General features: G+C 65.1%; 15 protein-coding genes, 1 tRNA gene and 1 other RNA gene. 6 read left to right on the plus strand and 11 right to left on the minus strand.

The features are described from left to right. Positions 1–55: 55 nt before the first annotated feature. Positions 56–152: signal recognition particle sRNA small type (gene ffs / locus JOE66_RS15480), an RNA gene on the minus strand. A 132-nt stretch (positions 153–284) separates the two neighbouring features. Between ffs and JOE66_RS15485 the strand changes: the two genes are divergently transcribed. Both JOE66_RS15485 and JOE66_RS15490 read left to right on the plus strand, forming a co-directional pair. Then, complete coding sequence (locus JOE66_RS15485; protein ID WP_205110959.1) at positions 285–938, plus strand: SDR family oxidoreductase; 654 nt, start codon at positions 285–287, stop codon at positions 936–938. Positions 939–1,142: 204 nt separating this feature from the next. Beyond that, positions 1,143–1,230 (plus strand) — tRNA-Ser (locus JOE66_RS15490). A gap of 96 nt (positions 1,231–1,326) precedes the next feature. Here JOE66_RS15490 and JOE66_RS15495 read toward each other — a convergent pair. Then, entirely contained in the window at positions 1,327–2,730 is a 1,404-nt protein-coding gene (locus JOE66_RS15495) for a dihydroorotase (protein ID WP_205110961.1), read from the minus strand. A gap of 302 nt (positions 2,731–3,032) precedes the next feature. Between JOE66_RS15495 and JOE66_RS15500 the strand changes: the two genes are divergently transcribed. Together JOE66_RS15500 and JOE66_RS15505 are read left to right on the plus strand one after the other, a co-directional pair. After that, on the plus strand, positions 3,033–4,430 hold the full coding sequence (locus JOE66_RS15500; RefSeq protein WP_205110963.1) for an MFS transporter: 1,398 nt from the start codon (positions 3,033–3,035) through the stop codon (positions 4,428–4,430). 106 nt (positions 4,431–4,536) lie between these two features. Next, positions 4,537–4,959 carry a rhodanese-like domain-containing protein gene (locus JOE66_RS15505; RefSeq protein WP_205110965.1) on the plus strand — a complete coding sequence of 141 codons (423 nt, stop codon included), beginning with the start codon at positions 4,537–4,539 and terminating at the stop codon, positions 4,957–4,959. A gap of 102 nt (positions 4,960–5,061) precedes the next feature. On the opposite strand, the gene JOE66_RS15510 is transcribed toward JOE66_RS15505, so the two are convergent. The 9 genes from JOE66_RS15510 to JOE66_RS15550 form a co-directional block, all read right to left on the minus strand. Further along, positions 5,062–6,174: an ABC transporter substrate-binding protein gene (locus tag JOE66_RS15510; RefSeq protein ID WP_205110967.1), complete on the minus strand. Its 1,113-nt coding sequence runs from the start codon at positions 6,172–6,174 to the stop codon at positions 5,062–5,064. Positions 6,175–6,349: 175 nt separating this feature from the next. Continuing rightward, on the minus strand, positions 6,350–7,471 hold the full coding sequence (locus JOE66_RS15515; protein WP_205110969.1) for an ABC transporter ATP-binding protein: 1,122 nt from the start codon (positions 7,469–7,471) through the stop codon (positions 6,350–6,352). 17 nt (positions 7,472–7,488) lie between these two features. After that, on the minus strand, positions 7,489–9,342 hold the full coding sequence (locus tag JOE66_RS15520; protein WP_205110971.1) for an ABC transporter permease: 1,854 nt from the start codon (positions 9,340–9,342) through the stop codon (positions 7,489–7,491). 183 nt (positions 9,343–9,525) lie between these two features. Continuing rightward, a complete protein-coding gene (locus JOE66_RS15525) occupies positions 9,526–11,235 on the minus strand; it encodes a dipeptide ABC transporter ATP-binding protein (protein ID WP_205110973.1) in 1,710 nt (569 codons plus the stop codon). Beyond that, on the minus strand, positions 11,232–12,119 hold the full coding sequence (locus tag JOE66_RS15530; RefSeq protein ID WP_205110975.1) for an ABC transporter permease: 888 nt from the start codon (positions 12,117–12,119) through the stop codon (positions 11,232–11,234). Before JOE66_RS15530 ends, JOE66_RS15525 begins: the two co-directional genes overlap by 4 nt. Continuing rightward, positions 12,116–13,081 carry an ABC transporter permease gene (locus JOE66_RS15535; RefSeq protein WP_205110977.1) on the minus strand — a complete coding sequence of 322 codons (966 nt, stop codon included), beginning with the start codon at positions 13,079–13,081 and terminating at the stop codon, positions 12,116–12,118. Before JOE66_RS15535 ends, JOE66_RS15530 begins: the two co-directional genes overlap by 4 nt. 1 nt (position 13,082) lies before the next feature. Further along, entirely contained in the window at positions 13,083–14,678 is a 1,596-nt protein-coding gene (locus JOE66_RS15540) for an ABC transporter substrate-binding protein (protein ID WP_205110979.1), read from the minus strand. Continuing rightward, positions 14,650–16,296 carry an aromatic amino acid ammonia-lyase gene (locus JOE66_RS15545; RefSeq protein ID WP_205110981.1) on the minus strand — a complete coding sequence of 549 codons (1,647 nt, stop codon included), beginning with the start codon at positions 16,294–16,296 and terminating at the stop codon, positions 14,650–14,652. Before JOE66_RS15545 ends, JOE66_RS15540 begins: the two co-directional genes overlap by 29 nt. Before the next feature lie 73 nt (positions 16,297–16,369). Next, the gene (locus JOE66_RS15550) at positions 16,370–17,677 is read right to left on the minus strand and encodes an NtaA/DmoA family FMN-dependent monooxygenase (RefSeq protein WP_205110983.1); all 1,308 of its coding nucleotides are present in this window, start codon (positions 17,675–17,677) and stop codon (positions 16,370–16,372) included. 386 nt (positions 17,678–18,063) lie between these two features. Here JOE66_RS15550 and JOE66_RS15555 point away from each other — a divergent pair, with 386 nt between their 5' ends. Both JOE66_RS15555 and JOE66_RS15560 read left to right on the plus strand, forming a co-directional pair. Then, a complete protein-coding gene (locus tag JOE66_RS15555) occupies positions 18,064–19,455 on the plus strand; it encodes a UbiD family decarboxylase (protein ID WP_205110985.1) in 1,392 nt (463 codons plus the stop codon). Next, positions 19,452–20,273: an IclR family transcriptional regulator gene (locus tag JOE66_RS15560; RefSeq protein ID WP_205110987.1), complete on the plus strand. Its 822-nt coding sequence runs from the start codon at positions 19,452–19,454 to the stop codon at positions 20,271–20,273. Before JOE66_RS15555 ends, JOE66_RS15560 begins: the two co-directional genes overlap by 4 nt. Positions 20,274–20,277: the final 4 nt, after the last annotated feature.

Raw genomic sequence — 20,277 nt, forward strand, 5'->3', positions numbered from 1 at the left:
CCCACGTGGTCTGGCCTATAGCCCTGTTCGGCACAACGATCGAGGGGCCCAGACGAGAAATGACCCCCCGCGCACCCGCCAGAGCCCGGTTACCCTTGCTGCGTTTCCGCCCTGGGGGAGTTGGCCTGGATGGCGCCACGCGGGGAGCCGACACCGAGTTTAGCAACTCCACCCGCACGCGTCGAACCCCGCAACAGTCCGCAGCTCCTCCTGCACAGCCGCCCTGGCGACCGATAGGTCGACTTCACGCTGCATTCCCAGCCGCACAAGAGTTGTATGGAGGCATGAGAATCGCTATAGCCGGAGGTCACGGCGCCATCGCACTGCTCACCGAGAAACGCCTCGCAGAGGCCGGCCACGAGGCGGTGGCGATCATCCGAAACCCCGATCACGCGGCAGACGTGCTCGTCGCCGGCGGCATTCCGGTGGTCATCGACCTCGAGGCAGTGGATGCCCAGACCCTCGCTCGCGACCTGCAGGGTGTCGACGCCGTCGTCTTCGCGGCCGGCGCCGGGCCGGGCTCGAGCGCCGAGCGCAAGTTGACCGTCGATCGTGACGGCGCGGTACTTCTGGCTGACGCGGCGGAGCTGGCGGGCATCCGTCGCTTCGTACTGGTCTCGTCGATGGGGGCCGATGCTTCGCTGCCCGACTCTGACGACGTCTTCCAGGTGTACCTGCGCGCCAAGGGCGAGGCCGATGAAGCGGTGCGGTCGCGCGATCTGGACTACACGATCATCCGGCCCGGTGGGCTGACCGATGAGGCCGGAACCGGGCAGGTCACACTCGCGGGGAGTACGGGGCGGGGCGGGATCCCGCGCGACGATGTTGCCGCCATCATCGTCGCAACGCTTCTCGACGGCACGGGCATCGGCGCCCAGTTCGAAGCGATCGCTGGCGACACGCCCGTGGCCGAGGCTCTGGAGGCAGTGCTCTACTGAGATTGCCGGCGACACTGCCACACAGGCACGCTCTGGATCCGTTCTGAGTGTCACGATTCGCTGATCCAGAGCCCCGCACCGACGGCAAGCGGGCCAAAGCCTTCAGTCCTCATGACGAGCGACCGCAGGCACCTGGCAGCACAACGAAAGGATTGCCGGTAGGATTCTCTTTGGCCGTTTCTGTGTTTCACGATGCGGCCGACAGGAGAATTCGCCTAGTGGCCTATGGCGCACGCTTGGAAAGCGTGTTGAGTGAAAGCTCTCGCGGGTTCGAATCCCGCATTCTCCGCCACGTCTGAAGCGCTCAACCCCCGGGGTGGGCGCTTTCGTCGTCTGTGCCCATCGAGCGCCGGACCATTTCGTCGCGTCGAGGCGTTGCATAGTCCGTTCAGGAGGTGTGCGCGGGTGCCAGCACCGAACCCGAACCGGGCTCGGATCTCAGCTCGCCGTCGAAGACCACACGGCCTCGTGAGAGGGTCAGCGTGACGCGGCCGGGAACTTCGAAGCCTTCGTAGGGCGACCAGCCAGCATTCGACTGGAGGTCGGCCAGGTCGACCTTCCACACGGCATTGCCGTCGAAAGCGACGATGTCGGCGTCGTAGCCGGGCGCGATCGCGCCCTTGCGCTTGTCGAGTCCGTAGCGCCTCGCGGGATTGATCGTCATCGCTTCGATGGCGGCCCTGAAGGTCTTCGGCGACCGGCGGAGCGCCTCAGCGAGCACCAGGGGGTAGATGGTCTGCACTCCGGGAGCCCCGGAGTGGTTGTCGAACACATTCCTGTGGTTCTTGAACTCCACGGGCCAGGGGGCGTGATCGGAACTGATCACGTCGACCATACCGTTCTCGATCTGGGCCCAGAGACCCTCCCGCGCCGACGCAGTGCGAAGAGGCGGGTTGATCTTCAGTCTGGTGCCCTGCTCCTTCATGTCGCTCTCATCGAGAAGGAGGTAGTGGGGGCACGTCTCCATCGTGACGTCCATGCCGTCTTCGGCCCACGAGCGCACCAGGCTGACTGAGCGCGGCAGACTGGTGTGGCACATGTGGATCTTCGCCCCAGCGGCCCTGCCGATCTCGAGAACGGTCAGCACGCCGAGGGTCTCAGACACCTCTGGTCGGCTTCGGATGTGCGCCAGGGGGTCGTCACCCTCTGGGCGATACCGTTCGATGAGGTGTTTGATGATGTCGTTGTTCTCGGCATGGACGCACACCGGCATGCCGTTGTCAGCCGCTGCGCTGAACACGTCGAGCAGTTCCCCATCGTGGACGCGAGGGAATCGCTGTGTATCGGTGTGGAAGGTCGAGACTTTGAAGCCCGCAGCACCTACCGCGGCCAATGCCTCGATGTTGCGCCAGCCACCGCCCGGCAGCGCGGTGCCGAGCAGTGCGACATCGATGTGTGCCTCCCGCTCGGCGAGTTCCGCCTTGCGGGAGAACCTGTCGACGGTCGAGATCGGCCCGGCCAGATCGAAGGGCATCTCGACGATGGTCGTGACCCCTCCGGCCGCCGCCGCACGGGTCGCCGCCGCGATGCCCTCGCCGTCGTGGCTGAGGCTGTGCACGTGAGCATCCACCATGCCCGGAACGAGATAACTGCTCCCTGCATCGATGGTGCGGGTCGCCGGCACCGTGTGCGGCGCGGTGACTGCGACGATGACGCCGTCACGAACCAGAACCTCCCCGACCGCCCAGCTTCCATCCGGCTGCGGCAACAGGCCCCGCACCGCAAGGTCGATGCGCGACGAACCGACCTCCGCGTCGACGACGGCAGGGGCGAGGGTGGTGTCGAGGGTCATGTGGTTCCTTCGCGGTGCAGGCGCCACGCGGTCACGCGTGTCGCAATGAATGGGCGCGGATTCATTCAAGGACCAAGGAAGAGCCTCAGCCACCGGATCGGTTCGATCGAAACGCAGGTTTCACACCATTCCCACGCAATGGGAACGGTGTGCGGGCTCGTTCTCATCAATCGATAAGTGTGTAAATCCCGTGCTACGACTCAGGGCTGTCGCAGCGGATGCCCGGGGTACCTGTTTGCATGGAGATGAACCTTCGTCACCGGCCTTCCGCGGTGCAGCATCGAGAAAGCAGAGTGGTGACCGTGGCCTCAGACATCGTGGAGACAGAGGGTCTCGACCCGAATTTCGTGGCTCCCAGTCTGCTTGACGAAACGACCGAGCTGGCCGAAGAAAGTGGGAATGCTCCCGAATGGCAGGCTCTGCCCGAGATCGTCTCGAGCCAGGCCCGGTCGGTCAAGGTGCTCATCGCTGCCCAGATCTTCGGCTCCTTCGGAATGGGGGCCAGCGCGTCGGTGGCGATCCTGCTCGCGCAGAGTGTCATAGACAGCGAGGCACTCGCCGGTGTCGCTCGCACGTCTCTGACGCTCGGTGCCGCCGTCTTCGGTATTCCGCTCGCAATCCTTGCAACCCGACGCGGACGGCGTTTCTCCCTGAGTTCCGGGTGGGCACTGGGCGCCGTGGGCGCCCTCGTGCTGGTGCTGGCGGCCATCCTGTCGAGTGCCGTTCTTCTCATCGCCGGAATGCTGCTCTTCGGCGCCGGCACCGCGACGGGACTGCAGACGCGATTCTCAGCTACCGACATGGCCTTACCGAAGAAGCGCGGCCGCACCCTCTCGTATGTGGTCTGGTTCGGTCTGTTCGGCTCGGTGCTCGGGCCCAATCTCGGCTTTCCCGGAGAATACGTCGCGCGCTGGCTCGGCTTGCCCCTGCTGGCCGGGGCCTTCGTGCTTGCCGCGCTCCTCCTGGCCGTTGCTGCGGTGCTCACGCTCGTCTTCCTGCGGCCGGACCCCCTCAAGGTCGCTCAATCGCACCATGCCGCCGCTGCGCGCGTGGCTGCCGGTGCAAACCCGGTGCCGGCCACGACGGTGCCCTCAAAGAAGAGGGGAGCATTCCGCACGGTGCTTCCCGCGATCTGGTCCATTCCCACTGCCCGGTTCGCCCTGATCGCGGTGGTCGTCTCGCACGTCTCGATGGTGAGCCTGATGACGATGACACCGGTCTTCATGGAGATGAACGGCGCTACCGTCACGCTGGTCGGCATCACCATCTCCGTGCACGTTCTCGGCATGTTCGCCTTCGCTCCCCTCGTCGGCTGGGCCAGCGACAGACTCGGGGCACCGGCCGTGATCGTCATCGGTCAGGTCATCTTCCTCGGTAGTGCGATCGCAGCCATCGTCATCGGGCCCGAGTCGACCATGCTCACTCCGAGTCTCTTTCTTCTGGGTCTCGGATGGTCGTGCGGCACTGTTCCGGGCTCGATCCTGCTCTCCTCGAGTGTTCCCACCGAGATCCGCACCACATCGCAGGGCGTCGTCGACGCCGTGATGAATGCAGTGGCCGCACTGGCCGCCTTGTGTTCCGGCCCGGTCTTCGTGCTCATCGGTTTCAGCGGCCTGGCGATCGGAGTGATCATCCTCGCGGCGATCGTGCTCGCGACCGCACTCGTGCTTCCGCGAGCGGCCTGGCTGCCGCGCTCGTGACCAGGGCCCGGCAGGCCCGCAGATGCGCCATGCCGCCGACTCGCACGTGCACCGACCCGACTCCCATCGACCCGCACCTTCGCACCTACGAAATAAGGAGAACACCATGACCCAGTCCACTGCTCCGGCGGCCGACCTCACACTGGACGAGGCAGGCGCGCTTGCCCCCCTCGAGCACGCCGGTGTTGCTCTCGCCCGCGTGAAGTCCGGCGCCGTGCTCATCGATGTGCGGGGGGCGGAGAACATCGCCCGGGATGGCGCTGTCGACGGTGCCATCCCAGTGGACCGGTACAACCTGGAGGCGGAGTTCGGCCTCGATTCACCCAATCGACACCCAGCCGTCGTCGACCACGACACCCCCATCGTCGTGGTCTGCGGAAGCGTCCGCGGTTCCGGCCCGGTTGCACGGGAACTGATCGCACAGGGATTCACGAATGTCGTTCACGTCGAAGGCGGCGTCGCCTCGTGGCACGAGGCCGCGGGCACCCCGCAATCGGGAGACGGCGACGGCGCAACCTGCTCGGTCTGATCGCTTGGTCCGATCATCCGGCGCGCCTCGGAACGCGCCATCAGCACAACGAGAACAGCCCCGGAGCTTGAATGCTCCGGGGCTGTTCTCGTCTGCTCTGGACTAGCTGAAGGCCTTCTTGAACAGGGCATTCATGGAATCGGTGAAGGTGCCGTATTCCGCGAAGGTGGGCTCAGGATTGACCGTGATCTCGCTCAGCGCGGGCTGGCCGGGAACGGCAGGCGCATCGGGCATCAGTCCGGGCTGGCCCTGCTCGGCGATCAGTTCCTGCGCCTCGGGGGTCAGCCACCAGGCGACGAGGAGATTGGAAGCCAGGGCGTTGGGTGCGTCCTTGACGGTGCCACGGTAGAAGGTGCCGCTGGAGACGCCGTCCTTCCACTTGGCCACGAACTTCACTGGCAGGCTGTCGGTCTTGAGGAAGGCATCGCCGCGAATGTAGTCGCCGAGCCCCATCGACACCTGGCCCGTGGAGACTGCAGTGAAGAGGTCACGCTCGGAGGGGAAGATGACCGGGTCGTTGGCCCTGAACTTCGTCAGCCACGTCTCGTCGATCTTGCCAGCGGCGATCGCCGCAGAAACAAATCCGGTGTTGCCGACCATGGGGTCGTACATGCCGATCTTTCCTTTGTACTTGGGGTCGAGCAGATCGGCGAACGACGTCGGGGCGTCAGCGTCGGCGACCTGGTCGCTGTTGTAGGCCAGGGTGTAGAGATACTCGTTGCCCCCGTAGAGCTGCTCGCCGGCCGGCTTGTTCACCGCCGCCAGGCTCGATGCCAGGGGGATGCTCTGGTCGGCGAGGTACCCCTTCGAGGAGACATAGATGGCGTCTGCCCCACTCACGCTGACGTTGTCGGCGATGTACTGCTTCGTCGCCTGTTCGCTCGCAATACGCGACTGCAGTTCAGCTCCGAAGACGGTGACGTGATTCACCGTGATCTCCGGATACCGGGCCGAGAACGCCGTATAGAGCGATGCGGACGAGGTCGCGGTCACCCCATAGACGTTGATCGTGTTCTGGCCCGCTGCGACGGCCTGCTTGTACAGGTCGTCGAGGTAGGCGACGCTCTCTTCGCCGCCGAGGGCGGTGACGGTGGCGGCATCCATGCTCGAACCGGTGGACATGTCCATGCTGGCTGCGGGAGAATCCGAGCTGCAGGCGGACAGGCCCAGTAGGGCGGCCGAGATCACGGCCACCACTGCTAATTTCTTCTTCATGTGCTGCGTACTCCTTGGGTGAGGGGGATGTGCGGGTCGGATGGAGCGGGTGGAGCAGTCGGTGCGATGGTGCGATGGTGCGATGGTGCGGTCAGCGGGCATGGTGAACGACCACGTGCCGGGCCGCCGGTCAGGGGGCCGTCACGTGTGACGTCGGGTTCGTGGCCGGGTGGGCCTACCGGTCGAACACGGTGATCCGATGGGACGGGAGCGAAAGGCGGACCCGCGTGTTCGGCGGCAGAGGAGCGGAGTCGTTGGACCAGACCCTGGCAAGGACATGGCTCGCCCCGACGGCGACCCGGTATTGGGCGCCTTCGCCGAGGAACGTCGTCTGCACCACTGTTCCCGACACCGTGTTCCGTGGTTCGTCTGGGTACTGTGATTCATCTGCGGGCTCAGCGTTCTCGCTCTGCACTGTGATGGAGGCCGACCGGATTCCCAGCGTCACCCGGTCGCCTGGGTTCGCATCTCCTGGACGGCACTTCACCGTCAGCGTCGCTCCGAGATCGGGGACGTCGAGCAGCGCACTCCCTGCATCGCGGCGGAGCACAACTCCCTGCAGCAGGTTCTCGACGCCCAGGAAGCGCGCAACCATCAGGTTGGCCGGCCTGGCCATGACCGCTTCAGGAGTGTCGAGCTGCACGATCTTGCCCCCGAGCATGATGGCGACCCGGTCTGAGAGGGAGAAGGCCTCGGATTGATCGTGGGTCACGTAGACCGAGGTGGTGTTGCCCTGGGATCTGACACGCTGGATCTCATCGCGCATCGAGATCCGGAGCTGGGCATCGAGGTTCGACAACGGCTCGTCGAAGAGCAGAACGTCGGGCTTGGAGACGATCGCCCTGGCCAGCGCAACTCGCTGTTGCTGGCCGCCCGAGAGAAGGGTCGCTGAGCGATGAGCCGCATGGTCGAGTCCCACATTCTCGAGCGTCGCCATGACACGATGCTGGATCTCCTTCGACGAAACTCGCTGGCGTCGGAGAGGGTAGGCGACGTTGTCGAACACCGAGAGGTGCGGCCAAATCGCGTAACTCTGGAAGACCATTCCGACGCCGCGCCGGTTCGGCGGAAGAACCGTGCCCTGCTCCATGCACGTGACGACCTTCTCACCGATGGTGATCTGGCCTGCATCCGGAGTCTCCAGCCCGGCTATCGACCGCAGCGTCGTCGTCTTGCCGCACCCGCTCGGCCCCAAGAGGGTGAGGAATTCGCCTTCGGGAATCGAGAGCGACAGATCGTCGATGACTGTCGACGATCCGTAGCTCTTCGACAGCTTGGTGAGCGTGATACTGGACATGGGCAGCTTCTCTCCGGTCAGTTCTGTCGGGCGGGTTCTGGTGCATGACTGACCACGGCCGGGACTGCGGCCGCCCGGGTGGCACCAAGCAGGGATCCGGCCCGGTCTGCCGCACGCCGTTCGAGGTCGGCGGATTTTCTCTCGACGCCGCGGCGCAGGCCAGCGGCCAGCACGAACCTGATCAGCGAGGTGATTCCGAAGAGCACCAGCACCGTCACCAGGAGTATGCAGAAGATCGCTGCCGCCAGCGGGCTGGCGCTGTCTGAGTAGTACTTGTAGGCGAGCCCGGCGATGGTGGTGGTCTTGACCGAACCGAGAAGAAGCGGCACTTCGAGGTTCCCGGCGATGGCCAGGCCGGTGACGAACCAACCTGAGATGAAGCTCGGCCCGATGAGAGGCAACAGGATCGTGCGGAAGCTGGTCATGCCGGAGGCGCCGCTGATCCTGGCGGCGTCAACCAGTTGCCGGTCGATCTGCAGCACAGCGTTCTCGGTGAATCGCATGGCAATCGGAAGGGAGACGATCACCAGGGCGATGAACAGCGCCGCCGACGAACCGTAGATCGGGTGCAGAAAGGGGATCGTGAGGATGGTCCCGAGGATGGCCAGGACTCCGACTAGACCGGGCATCGCCCACGGAATCCATGTCGGCAGTTCGAGTGCGCGTTTCCACTTGTTCGGTCGCGCCCGCAGGGCATACGTCATGATCGTCCCGATCAGCACGGTCACGAACCCACCGACGACCATGAACTCGACGGTGTTCCACACGGCGGAGAGGGCCGCCGGGTTCTTGAAGATCGTCTGGTAGTTGCGCAGCGAGAACCCGTCATACCGCCCGAAGACCGTGTTGAAAGAACTCAGAACCAGTTGCAGTGTCGGCAGGACGAAGGCGAGAGTGGCGAAGACCACGATGGCGACATTCAGCAGCCATCCGGTCCTGGGGAAGCTCAACGCCGCGTTGAACGTGCTCTTACCGCCGACTGTTGTGTAGTCCCTGCCTCGAAGCAGCCGCATCTGCAGCACGACGAGCAGAATGAGCAGGGCGACCAGGCCGATCGAGATGCTCGCGGCCCCGGCGTAGTTCGCGGGGTACTGCGCCACGAACCGGTAGATCTCGGTGGAGAGCACCCGGATTCCGGCCTGGGTGCCGATGATCTGGGGCGTGTCGAAGGCCTGAAGACTGCCGATGAACCCGACCAGAAGCGAGCCGAAGATCGCCGGGCTGAGCAAAGGCAGGTAGACCCTGAAGAAGGTACCCGCACGCCCCGAACCCGAGACCTCGGCCGCCTCCTCGAGCGACCTGTTCATCTTCAGCGACGGGCCGAGGAGAAGGAAGTACGAGAACGCACTCAGCTTGATGCTCATCACGAAGATCAGGCCGGGCCAGCTGTTGATGGTGAAGATCGACACATTCGAACCGGTCAGCATCGTGTAGAGCTTGTTGATCAGCCCGACGTGGTCTGCCCCGAGCATCCCCCAGCTCAGCGCGAAGAACAACACCGGCGTCGCGAGGATGATGATCATCATCGGTGTCACGAACCGACGGAGCCTGGCCGTCGTGCGCGTCGAGACAAACACGAAGAACAGCGCGAACAGCGTGCCGAAGAACGAACTGCACACAGCGAAGATCAGAGAGTCGCCGAGCGGCTTGAGGATGCTCGGGTCGGTGAACGCCTGAACGAAGCCCTGCGTCGACCACTCCCCCGGCAGGCCGGGGATGTCGGTGCGGAACGCCATCACGACGAGCATCACCAGCGGAACGACGAAGGCGCAGATGATCACGATGGCCAGGAGCACCCACGGGAGCACCCTGGCGGACTTCGAGCCGGCAGAGAAGGAGCCCTTCACTGCAGTGCGGCCAACGGTCGTCATCACGTCCTCGATTGCTCGGAATTGCTCTGGTGGTTCGGGTCAGGGCTGGAGTCAGGCGGGGTGGTACTGGTGCGAATCTACCTGCGGTCTCACTGCTGCCGTTGCCCGCGCAAGCCTTTGTCTCGGGGGTTTTACGTGGTTCCCAGACGCTGGGAATCGGGCGACGACACACCCGCCTCTGCGTCACTGTTCGGTCGAGAACCGTGACGCAGAGGCGGCCAGGAGCTTCTTCGTGTACGGGTGCTGCGGGTTCGACATGACCTCGTCGACGGGCCCCTGTTCGACGATCTCGCCGAGGTAGAGCACGACGACCCGATCTGCGATGTACCGCACCGCCTCGAGGTCGTGCGAGATGAAGAGATAGGCTGTGCCTCGCGACGCTGCGATGTCGGCCAGCTCGTTGAGGATCGATGCCTGGATCGAGGGGTCGAGCGCCGAGGTCGGTTCGTCGCACACCACGACATCCGGATCCCCGGCGAAAGCCCGGGCGATGGCCACCCTTTGCTTCATACCCCCCGACAGGCGACGAGGCACGGTTGCAAGCTGCACCTCGCCGAGTCTGACCCGGGCGGCCAGCTCGGCCACCGTTGACGAGCCATCGAGCTTCGAGATGGCCCGCCGGAGCGTGGCTCGCACAGTGCGCCTGGGGTTCAGTGTGGTGTCGGGGCGCTGGAAGACCATCTGCACCGAGCGCTTCTCAGCTCGGCTGCGGCGCTCGACGGTGCCAGCCAGTGCCCGGCCACCCAGAAGGATCCGGCCGGAGTCGGCGGACTCGAGGCCCACGATCAAGCGTCCCAGCGTGGACTTGCCGCTCCCCGATTCGCCGACGAGACCGACGACCTCGCCCCGATGGATCGTCAGGGAGATGTCACGAGCAGCGCGCACGCCACCGAATGACTTCGTGAGGCCGGTGACTTCGAGCACAGGAGGACCGCTCCGGTCGATTTCGACGGGCGCTCTGACTGCCGCCGCTTCAGGCAGGAGGGGGGTGTCGTCGTCTTCTATCGGCCGCAATCGCACGCCGTTCTTGTGCATGCCCTCCCTCGGGAGGCAGTCGATGAGCCCGCGCGTGTAGGGATGGCGCGGCGCGGTGAAGACCTGCTCTGCCTCTCCTTCCTCCAGGAGCCGGCCGTGTCGCATGACCCCGATTCGATCGCACAGCTTTCGCACTGTCGCGAGGTCGTGGCTGATGAAAAGCATGGCGATGCCGTTGGTGCGATGCAGATGACGCACGAGCGTCAGCACTTCGGCCTGAACGCTCAGGTCGAGCCCGGTCGTCGGCTCGTCGAGCACGAGAAGGCTCGGCTCGCCGGCCAGTGCCATGGCGATCACCACCCGCTGCTGCTGGCCGCCGGAGAGCTGGTGCGGGTACCGCGGGTAGATCGCCGCGGGGTCGGGGAACGCGACCTTCTCGAGAACGGCGTGCGCGCGCGAGGTCGCTTCGGCACGGGTGCAGCCGTCGTGGGCGCGGTAGACCTCGGCGATCTGGTCTCCCACCTTCATCGACGGGTTGAGCGAAGAAGAGGGATCCTGATAGACCATGGCGATCTCCGAGCCGCGGAGCACACGCAGTTCGCTGTCTGACTTGGTCAGCACATCGACTCCCCGAAACAGGATGCGCCCGCTCTCGACGACCGCGTTCGGAGCGAGATAGCGCACCGTGCCGAAGGCGAGCGTCGACTTGCCGCTGCCGGATTCACCCACGAGGCCGTAGGCCTCACCGGGGCGGATACAGAACGAGACATCGTCGAGCACGCGGGTGAGACGGCCACCCTTGCTGTACGAGACCGTCAGGCCCTGGATGTCGAGTGTTGCCCCCTCGCTCCGCCTTGCGGCCGGTGCCTGCCCCTGGGTGTGAGCCAGATTCTGTTCAGTGGCCTGAGCCGTGTTCATCGTTCGCTCCCTTCGCGCAGTCCCTCGGCCAGCAGTGCCACTCCGACGACAAGCGATGCCAGGGCGAGTGAGGGGAAGAGAGCTGCCCACCACGCGATCGTCAGGTAGGGCGCCTCGGTCGCGATGGCGAGACCCCAGTCCGGTGAGGGCGGCTGCACACCCAGCCCGATGAACGATAAAGAAGCAGAGGTCACGATCGCCGACGAGAGCCGCACCGTCGCCTCGACCACGAGCACCCCCGAGATGTTGGGGAGGATCTCCGCGAACAGGATGTACGGAGTGCTCTCGCCGCGGAGGCGCGCAGCCTCGACGTACTCCTGGTTCTTCACATTGATCACCGCGCCGCGAACCGTGCGGGCGACCAGGGGCATGAAGAAGAGGGCGAGCAACAGGATGAGGCTTCCGACGTCGGACTGCAGCAGGCCGAGCAGGATGATCGCAATGATCATCGCCGGGAACGCGAGCAACACGTCTGCGATCCGCATGATGATCTCGTCAGCCATGCCGCCGAGATACCCGGCCAGACCGCCGAACAGGATGCCCCCGGCCATCGCAATCAGGGTCGCTGACGGCCCGATGATGAGTGAGGTCGATGAGCCGGCCATGACCCGGGCGAAGACGTCGCGGCCCAGGGAGTCGGTTCCGAAGAGATGACTGGGGCTCGGGGCTCTGAAGGTGGCGAGTGCATTCGTCGCAAACGGATCCTGGGCCCAGAGCGACCAGCTCAGCGCGACGACGACCCAGATGACGATGATCGTCGTGCCGATCATCCCTGACGGCGTACGCAGCCCCGGAGCGAGCGCACGCAGACTGACGACGCGGGTGGGGACCAGGGCGCCGGGCTTCTCGCCCTCGATCGCCGGGTCTGGAATGGTGATCGTCATGCGGTCGCCGCCGTTCGGAGTCTCGGATTGAGCAGGACCATCGTGATGTCGGCAACGAGGTTCACAGAGATGAGGAGCACGGCCGCCAGGAGGGTGCCGGTGGCGAGCAACACCACATCGCTCGTCTGCGTCGCCTTCAGCAGCACCGAGCCCAGCCCTGGGTAGTTGAACAGTCGCTCGATCGCGACGAGGCCGGTGAGCAGGTAGACGAGCTGCGCGCTGAACACGGCGAGGCCCGGCACGACGGCATTCCTGCCGATGTGACGGCGCCGGACCCAGCTCCGTGGCACGCCCTTCAGCACCGCTGTGCGCACGTAGTCCGATTCCACAACCTCGCGGGTGTTCGCCCGCACGATCCGGGCGAGGTACCCGACGATGGTCGGGGCGACCGCGAGGCTCGGCAGAATGAGGTAGTAGATCTGCGTCAGGATGCTCGGGTCGCTGGTCTGCGCGGTGGAGGGAAAGACCCGAAGCACCACCGCGAAGATGGCGATCAGCAACACCCCGCTGACGATGTCGGGGGTGCCACTGGCGCCGACGCTGCCCAGGTTGATCACCCGATCTGCTCTGCTTCCCGGGTGACGACCTGCGTAGCTGCCCAGAAAGTAGGAGATGGGTGCCGAGATGGCAAACGCGACGGCGGCCAGCAGCACCGTTCTGCCGAGCGCAGCAGTGAGCACCGGGCCGATGCCAGAGCCGAGAACCGGTGACGACCCCCAGTTGCCGGTCACGAAACCACCGAGCCACTCGAAGTACCGCACGATCACCGGTCGGTTCACACCGAGCTGATCATTCAGTGCCGCGACCTGCTCGGGTGTGGCATAGCTGCCCAGAATCGTGCGGCCGATGTCACCCGGCAGCACCTGGGCGAGGAGGAAGATCCCGATCGACACCACGAAGAGTGTCAACACGGTGAAGAGCACCCGGTACAGGATCATCCTCCCCGCCAGCCGGCTGTTCATGTCAGCGATCCAGCCAGGCGTGCGCGAGCTCGGTGTAGGCAGACGCACTCACGGGAACGCCATGCACATCGGGGAGTGTCGCGATGGCGTTCTCCGGCCAGGTCGCGATGATCTGCGGAACCTGGTCGTGCATGAGGGTCGCGATCTGCTGCGCGAGGGCGGCGCGGGCCGTCTTGTCGACGGTCGCCTCGTACTGGGCCACCAGGCCGTCGAACTCGGCGTTAGACCAGTGGGCGGTGTTCCAGATCGCGTCGGAGGTGAATGCCAGTGAGAGGAACTGCGATGCCGTCGGGCGGGAGGCCCAGCCGGTGAGCCCCAGGGGGACTTCGAGCCAGGGTGCGTTGTAGTACGTCGCGTCATCCTGCAGATCGAGCGTGAGAGTGAAGCCCGCTTCTGCCGCCATCTGCTGGATCAGCTGGGCCATGGCGGCAGCGGATTGAGGCGCTGACAGTGTTGCCGTCAGCCCTCCGGCGTGGCCGGCGGCCGCAAGCAGTGACTTCGCCTCGTCGATGTTCTTGTCCCGCTGGGGCACGGTCACGTTCTGGCCGTAGAGGTCGGCGAAGATGTGGTCGTTTGCGATGACCCCCTGCCCACCCTGGAGAGCCTGCTTCAGCGCTTCACGGTCGATGGTGAGGGCAAGTGCCTGCCGCACACGCACATCGTCCCACGGGGCCGTGTCTGTACGCATGGCGAGGAAGGTGCCACCGACAGCATTGGTGCTCTGGAGAACCACCTGGTCGCTGCTGTAGAGGGGCTGGTTCGCGGAGTAGCTGACCAGCGCGGCCACGTCGATCGACCGCGACAGCAGAGCGCTCGACAGAGCGGTGTAGTCGGTGAAGAACGTCATGGTGACGCCATCGAGGTAGACCTTCGAAGCATCCCAGTAGCTGGGGTTCTTCGCATAGACGGCGCCGGTGTTCGGGTCGTAGCTGGTGAGCGTGAACGGCCCGGTTCCCACAGGGTTGTGAAGGAAGTCGCCATCGTAGTCGGCGGGGAGGATGACCGTGTTGTAGTTGGCCGAGGAGATCAGGTAAGGGAAGTCCGCGAAGGGCCGGTCGAGAGTGAAGGTGACGGTCTTGGCGTCTGTCGCGACCGTGTGGCCCACCGTCAGGATGCCTGCGAACGACGACGCCGCAGACGACACGGAGTCCGGCGCGATCAGCCGGTCGATGGAGGCGACGACGTCGGTGGCGGTGAGCGGCGACCCGTTGTTGAAGGTGACTCCGTCTCGCAGGGTCACCGTCCAGGTGGCCGCATCGGCCGAGGAGTCCCAACTGGTGGCCAGCATGGGGCTCAGCGTTCCGTCGTTCTCAGACCACACCAGGTACTCGGCGACCTGCTGCACGACGTTGATCGATCCCGGGTCGTACATGGTCACAGGGTCTGGCGCGGCGTTGGGGCTCGGCGAACCCACTTTCATGGTGCCTCCGGCCTTCGGTGCGCCCGTGGAGTTCGAAGCAGACGGAGCACCGCCGGCGCACGCGGCGAGGAGCACGGGCACGACGGCCAGGGCTGTGAGAGTCGCCACGACTCTGGACCAGCGTCGTTTGGCCTCTGTGGGCGGGGCTTCAGCCAGCGGCTGCGTTGTGGAGTTCATCGGTCAATGCCTTCTTTCGAGAACGGTAGAGGGGTGTCGGTGCGAAGGAGCCCAGGTCGGCTCCCCCGGTGGATGGGTGGACATCGGGGGCGGAATCCGCGCCGCGGGAGAGGTGCACGCCGCGAGAGGTCATCTCGACGAGCCTCGGAGTCGCCCTGGCGACGAGCTCACCTCCCAGTTCGTCGGCGGCTCCCTCCTTCGCCGCCTGGACGACGACGTCGAAGTAGGGTCGCGTGCCGGCGCCGAGCGTGACGTCGGCGCGCCAGGAGAGCAATGCGGACGCGATGATGATCTCGCCAGCGAGCATGTCGTTCAGCTTCGCGGTGAGTTCCCTCGTGAAGTCGACGGCGAGCGGGGCCGCGGTGGCGTGGTCCTCCTGGCCATGGTCGAGGGAGGGGATGTTCAGGGTGACGGGGTTCGCGAGGGTCCTGATCCGAGCACTGATCGCGGCGTGGGCGTACCCGCCGAGGCCGGGCGTGAGAATTGCCCCTCCGGGGAGGGAGGCGACGTCTGTCGATGCCCGTGAGGACCAGAACTCCATCCCGATCACGCCGACTCGCCTCTCGCAGATCAGTGCAAGGTGTGCGAGTGCGACCCGGATCGACTCGAATCCCAGAGCGATCTCCATTGGGTGGAAGTTGCCTGTGGACAGCGCTCGCCCGGTGTCGGGGCTCGTCATCGGGTTGTCATCGCTCGCGTTGAGCTCGGTCTCGACCGTGAACGCGAGATTGTCGAAGACCGCCCGAGCGGCACCGTGCACCTGGGCCACGGTACGGATCGAGAGTGGGTCCTGGAGGGAGATCGCCTGCAGCGGATCCGTCAGGTAGCTGCCTTCGAGCAGAGAAAGGATGTTCGCCGCAACGTCTGCCTGGCTGCGAGACGACCTCGCCACAGCGACCTCGGGGTCGAACGGAGTGAGACTCGACCGTGCTGCCTCCATGGTGAGTGCCGCCGCGACATCTGCCAGGCGCAGCGTCCGGGCGACCTCACCCAGGGCCAGGGCGCCGATTCCGATCGAATAGGAGTTCTCGGAGACGACCGCGAGCCCCTCTTTGAGCCCGAGCGTGATCGGTTGGAGCCCCGCCTGTTGCAGCGCCTGTGCTGACGACAACTTCGTTCCGTTGAGGAATGCTGTTCCGCGCCCGATCATCGTCGCAGCGATGGCTGCGAGAGTCCCGAGGTCGGAGGCGCCGATCGAGCCCTCTCTGGGCACATTCGGCACAACCCCGGCATTGAGCATCTGTGAGTAGAACTCCGCGACCGGGAGGCTCAGGCCGCTGTACCCACGCACAGCTCCCGCAAGGCGCGCGAGCATGATTGCCCGCACCTCCGGCTCAGGCAGTGAAGGGCCGATTCCGAAAGCGTGACTGACCACGATGTCGACCTGGTACTGGTCGAGTACATCGCGGGAGATCTCCACGTCGCGAGTGTGCCCCAACCCGGTGTTGAGCCCGTAGACGCGGGTACCCTTCTCCAGAGCATCGGTCAGGACCGCCCGGCCGAGGGCGATCCGTTCCCGGGCATCAGGGGCGAGCGTCACCTCGGCTGCGTCCAAGGCGATCGACTGCACCTCGTCGAGGGTGAGCGGTGAGGAGAACGAGAGGGAGACGGTCTTCATGGGCTGGGGGGTCCTTCGATTGTGTACGGCGGTCGAGTGCGAGTGTCGGTGAGCCGTGCGGCTGGCACGTCGCTCAGAACTCCATGACGTTCTCGCGGAATGTTGCGTGCTCGTACCCCGTGCGCACGAGCCCGCGCTTGCGGAGGGCGGGTACGACACGGTCGACGACCGCCGTCATGTACTCGGGGGCGATGCTCGCGCCGAACAGGAATCCGTCGCCACCGACCTCCGCCATGACGTCCTGCATCTGCCCGGCGATCGAATCGGCCGTGCCGATGAAGGGGAAGCCCATCACCCCGACGTTCGACTTCGACTCCAGGACCTCCCGGAGGGTTGCACCCGGCGCAGCAGTGCTCAGGAATTCCTTGAGCGATGACTGCGAGCCATTGGTCGTGAGCTCGGGCATCGGCGCATCGAGGTCGAGTTTCGAGAAGTCGATTCCGGTGATGTTCGAGATGCCGGCCATCTGCATGGAGTAGTTCTTCTTGAACGCCTCACGCCGGCGGTCGGCGTGAGCGGCTGCCTCAGCATCGGTGTCGCCGATGATCACTCCGGTGGTGAACATGACCTTCACCGTCTCCGGGTCGCGGCCGATCGACACGGCGTGGCTCTTCACATCGGTGTAGTACGCCTTCATATCCTCGACGGAGGTGCAGCTCGCGATGATGACCTCGGCGTTCTTCGCCGCGAACCGGCGGCCGGCCGGTGAACCGCCGGCCTGGAAGAGAACCGGCGAGCCCTGAGGGCCGGCCGGCGCATTCAACGGGCCGCGAGAGGAGAAGTACTTGCCTTCGAAGTCGATCGGCTTGACATCGGCTGCGGAGTAGGCGATGCCGGTCTCCGGGTCGAGCACGGCCGCGCTTGCGGGGAACGAGTTCCACAACTGCTTCGTCACTTCGACGAATTCGTCGGCCAGGTTGTAGCGCTCATCGTGTTCGGGCTGGGTGAGCCCGTAGTTCGACCAGGCGAGTTGTGTGGTCGCCGTCACGATGTTCCACCCGATTCGGCCCTTGGTGAGGTGGTCGAGCGTCGTCATGAGACGGGCGAGCATCCAGGGCTGGTAGAAACCCGTTGTCAGCGTCGGCACGATGCCGATGTGCTTGGTGGCCATCGCGAGATACGGAACCAGCGGCACCGGATCGAGCTTGGGAGCCATGATGCCGTGGTTGAGGTAGAACTCGGGGCTGCCGCCGAACGTCTCGGGCACCATCGAGGAGTCCTCGAGGATCATGAAATCGAATCCGCCCCGTTCGAGAATGCGGATGCCATCCTGGAACATGTCGGGTTCCCAGGGCTTGTAGCCAGTGCCGAAGGAAGGAGTTCCCCAGCCGTTGAGGCTGAATCCAGCGCCGTTGAACCAGCCCAGGTGAAATTGACTCATGGGGGAGGATTGCCTTTCGTCGATCGGGGAGAAGCTGAGGGGGGATCTGTTCGGGGGTGGTCGTCATCGCCGAAAACCAGCGGGGCCACAGCCTCATACAACACTGAGAGAGACGTACCCACCGGCTCCTGTAGTCACCTTTTGCAACGCCGTAACGTCGCTCTCACTGGATGAGAATCGTCTTCCGCGGGGCGCCCTCAAATAGGCCTTCTCACCCAGTTTGCGGTCCGATTGTGTACGACATGTTTCGAAATCGGGCGCAAGACAATGAATTCGGCTGCCACAGACGCCCAGAATGGAATCGCGTTCACTCTCAGATTTAGAGAACCGTGCTAGAAATAGCCAACCGTCTACCCGGCCAATCCAGCCAACCCCGAGGGAGAACCATGGCCCCGATCGACCAGTCGCTGCGCAGCTTCCTGAAGCGCTGTGACGACCGCGGCCTGCTCAAGCGCGTCTTCGACACCGTGTCGCCCGAGTTCGAGATCGCGGCCTACCTGGCGGAACTCGACCCCGGCCCCGTCGTCACCTTCGATTCCGTCGCCGGTTCCACAATGCCCGTCGTTGCGAACGTGCTGGGCAGCCTGGAACGCATTGCCGATGCCCTCGGCACCGATGTGTCGGGCATCCAGAGTGCCATCACCGAGGCTGTCGGCTCGACAGGGCGCCTCGAGCTCGTCGACGTGGCTCCGGTGCAACAGAAGATACTCGGCACCGATCTCTCGGCCCTGCCCATACCGACGTTCTTCGAACGCGAGGGCGGGCCATACATCACGGCCGGCGTCATCATCGCCCGCGACCCGGTGACCGGGCTCGGCAACGCCTCCTTTGCGCGAGTGCGGCCGCTCGGCGGCAACCGGGCGATGATCGGGATCGCGCCGAACCATCACCTCAACAAGATGGCAGAGCGGGCTCCAGACGGCCGCCTCGAGATCGCTGTCGTGATCGGCGCGCACCCCTCGGTCCAGCTTGCCGCATGCCTGTACCTCGGGCTGGGCGATGACGAACTGCTGCACGTCGAGTCGATGCTCGGAGAACCACTGCGGGTCGTGCAGGCGCGCACTGTCGACCTTCTCGTACCGGCCGACGCCGAAATCGTGCTCGAGGGAGTCCTCGACGTGCGAAACACGTTCGACGAAGGCGATGTGTCGGAGTACCACGGCATGTACGAGCGCTACGGTGCCGCAGCGACGGCAGAGTTCTCAGCGATAACCTCGCGCGCAGACCCGATCTACCAGGCTGTGCTGCCGGGGCTTCATCGCGAACACCTGTACCTCGGCGCCATTCCCATCGCTGCGGGGTTGCGCGCAGCGGTGGAGCGCTCGATTCCCAACGTGGGCGAAGTCTCGATCACCGAATCCGGCGGCGGCCGCCTCGTCGCAGTCGTGCAGCTTCATGACCCGAGACCCGGGCAGGGCAAGCAGGCGATGATGGCCTGCTGGGGGTCGCTCAGCATGCTGAAACAGGTCACGGTGGTGAACGACGACATCGACGTCTGGGACCCGATCGCGGTGGAGTGGGCCCGAATCGCCCGGTGCAGGATCGAACGCGATCTGGTGACGATCCAGGATGCCCGGACCGACCGGTCCGAACCGCTCGAGTCAGGGGGCACGGTCACAAAGATCGGGTTCGATGCCCTCGTCAACGAATCCGATCGGGTGGAGGGCTTCGAGCGGGCGACGCCCCCTGCCGCGGTCACGACGGCCGTGCGCGAGAAGCTCTTCGGGCTGCCGAATGCCCGGCAGACACGGTCAGCCGATGAAGGAGTCACCGAATGACGTCACTGGACCGCGGCCTCGAGATCCTCTCACACATCGCGCTGAACGGCCCGACCACGCCCGAATCGATTGCGGCCGACGCCGGGCTGCCCCTCAGCACCACCTACCGGTACATCACGACCCTTCGCAACAAGGGCTACATCGCAGATTACGAGGGTCACTTCGACCTGGGGCTGCGAACGCTTCGCATGTTGCGCCCCGAAGCGTTACAACGCTGCCTGGCGGCAATCGCGAGCCCGGTGATGTTCGATCTGGTCGCGAAGACCGACGAGACGGCGCTTCTCACGGTGAGGGACGGCTGGAGTGCCACCTGCATCGAGATCGCCGAGCCGCGCCGAGCCATCAGGTTCTCCTTTCGCCGAGGTGTATCGCTCTCCTTGCACAAGGGAGCCTCGTCGAAACCGCTTCTCGCGTTCATGGATTCCGCGTTCATCCACCGCTATCTCGACAGCAGGGTGGGGTGGGAAGAAGGCCAGGATCCGGAGGCGACCTGGCAGGAACTCGCTGACGTGCGTTCGAAGGGCGTCGCCATCACCGTCTCCGAACTCGACTCGGGCGCACTCGGAATCGGCGTGCCCGTGTTCTGGGACGGCAGGATCGCGGCCTGCGTCAGCCTGGTCGGCCCGAGCAACAGGCTCGCCGACCGCCGGATCCGCGACGCGGTCGGGCACGTGAGAGAGGCCGGCGCCAGAATCACCGAGCTGCTGCGCGACACCACTCCAGATGACGTCCGAAACTTCGAAACAGACGCTGAGCCCGATGCCGAATCCGGCGCCGGAGACGACAGCCCCACGATGACGATCGAGAAAGTGAGCTGACAGC

It is taken from the genome of Subtercola frigoramans (assembly GCF_016907385.1).
Classification (GTDB): Bacteria; Actinomycetota; Actinomycetes; order Actinomycetales; family Microbacteriaceae; genus Subtercola; species Subtercola frigoramans.

Excerpts from the sequence above, each read along its gene's own strand:
- JOE66_RS15485 (WP_205110959.1), top strand. The coding sequence starts at position 285 with ATGAGAATCGCTATAGCCGGAGGTCACGGCGCCATCGCACTGCTCACC.
- JOE66_RS15495 (WP_205110961.1), bottom strand. The coding sequence starts at position 2,730 with ATGACCCTCGACACCACCCTCGCCCCTGCCGTCGTCGACGCGGAGGTC.
- JOE66_RS15505 (WP_205110965.1), top strand. The coding sequence starts at position 4,537 with ATGACCCAGTCCACTGCTCCGGCGGCCGACCTCACACTGGACGAGGCA.
- JOE66_RS15510 (WP_205110967.1), bottom strand. The coding sequence starts at position 6,174 with ATGAAGAAGAAATTAGCAGTGGTGGCCGTGATCTCGGCCGCCCTACTG.
- JOE66_RS15515 (WP_205110969.1), bottom strand. The coding sequence starts at position 7,471 with ATGTCCAGTATCACGCTCACCAAGCTGTCGAAGAGCTACGGATCGTCG.
- JOE66_RS15520 (WP_205110971.1), bottom strand. The coding sequence starts at position 9,342 with ATGACGACCGTTGGCCGCACTGCAGTGAAGGGCTCCTTCTCTGCCGGC.
- JOE66_RS15525 (WP_205110973.1), bottom strand. The coding sequence starts at position 11,235 with ATGAACACGGCTCAGGCCACTGAACAGAATCTGGCTCACACCCAGGGG.
- JOE66_RS15530 (WP_205110975.1), bottom strand. The coding sequence starts at position 12,119 with ATGACGATCACCATTCCAGACCCGGCGATCGAGGGCGAGAAGCCCGGC.
- JOE66_RS15535 (WP_205110977.1), bottom strand. The coding sequence starts at position 13,081 with ATGAACAGCCGGCTGGCGGGGAGGATGATCCTGTACCGGGTGCTCTTC.
- JOE66_RS15540 (WP_205110979.1), bottom strand. The coding sequence starts at position 14,678 with ATGAACTCCACAACGCAGCCGCTGGCTGAAGCCCCGCCCACAGAGGCC.
- JOE66_RS15545 (WP_205110981.1), bottom strand. The coding sequence starts at position 16,296 with ATGAAGACCGTCTCCCTCTCGTTCTCCTCACCGCTCACCCTCGACGAG.
- JOE66_RS15550 (WP_205110983.1), bottom strand. The coding sequence starts at position 17,677 with ATGAGTCAATTTCACCTGGGCTGGTTCAACGGCGCTGGATTCAGCCTC.
- JOE66_RS15555 (WP_205110985.1), top strand. The coding sequence starts at position 18,064 with ATGGCCCCGATCGACCAGTCGCTGCGCAGCTTCCTGAAGCGCTGTGAC.
- JOE66_RS15560 (WP_205110987.1), top strand. The coding sequence starts at position 19,452 with ATGACGTCACTGGACCGCGGCCTCGAGATCCTCTCACACATCGCGCTG.